The following is a 1177-nucleotide window of genomic DNA, read 5'->3' on the forward strand; positions in this document are numbered from 1 at the left end:
TTAACTCATATTCTTTAGTTGTGCCTATACGGCACCATTCATTTTCCTTAAAAAGTTTCATGACGCTATACCTTTTTGTTTTAAATTTAAAGTGAGCAATTCCGTTTACTCAAAGTTACCTAGGGGGGTATAAGCCCCCTTGCTTTTACAGAAAATCAATTTTAGAACTAATGCCTTATTGAGCGCCCCATTCTCTTGAACATACTATAGGGGGTTTCATGACACCTTTCCGAAAATATTTAAAAAGGGCGCAATCCATACGCCCTTAACAGTAGTTATGAAAATTTAAGAATTAAATTGTAGTAGTTTATTTTTTTCTAAATAGACTTCACTTTACAAGCATTCACTCTTCACCAGTCTTCTTCTGAAAAGCTGAGTTTAATAGAGTCAGTACTATCGGAACGCCGATGATAACAACATAGGATACATCAAGACTAAATAGCAACTTAACAACAATTAGAAACAGAATGACAAGTATCACTTTAATACTTGGTGACATTTGATGCTTAAAAGCTACACCCACAATTACTCCCCCTTTCCTTCACACCCATTAAAAAGTTACCTACTAAGCCGCCTAACATTCCTGTTGTAGATCCAAAAACAAGTGCTCCTGCTGAGTTCTCCAGTAGTAAAGTTCCAAAACCTGCACCAGTGATTGCTCCAGCAGCAGCTCCAAACAAAGTATTTTCGATAACAACAGGCCAATCTGCTGTTGTCCATAAATTAGAATGACATGCTGTAGTCACTATTGAATACCAAAACGCAGCAGAAGCTCCGAAAATAGCACCTCCAATTGCATTTACTGCATTTACTGCAAATTGCCCTGTTGGATCAACAAAAGAGAGAGTGCTATTGCTCACATACAGATATGTATTGATTCCTCCTGCTAAACCGATAGGATCACTAGTGATATATCGGCCTAGCATCGGATCATAATAACGATTCCAGTTATAATGCAGGCTTGTCTCACTATCAAAATACTGACCTGTAAATCTCAAATTGTTCTCAACATCACTTACTAAGATTTCAGCACTACCCCATAAATCATAGTCGGCTTGCCATACAACAAACTGTTGTGAGTCGGTCAATATCTCAGGCGTTCCTATATGCGAATTGTGATAATAATAGATATCGTCATACTCTAACATAGCCAGAGGCCGTTTATTAAGATAAATAT

At 37.4% G+C, this 1177-nt stretch carries 1 protein-coding gene; it reads right to left on the reverse strand.

The genetic code is table 11. From position 1 onward, the window contains the following. Positions 1-506: 506 nt before the first annotated feature. On the reverse strand, positions 507-1177 hold a 671-nt coding region (locus tag NH399_RS25790; RefSeq protein ID WP_305885118.1), incomplete at its 5' end, for an RHS repeat-associated core domain-containing protein.

This window comes from Pleionea sp. CnH1-48, assembly GCF_024124665.1.
In the GTDB taxonomy this organism is placed as follows: domain Bacteria; phylum Pseudomonadota; class Gammaproteobacteria; order Enterobacterales; family Kangiellaceae; genus JAMXSB01.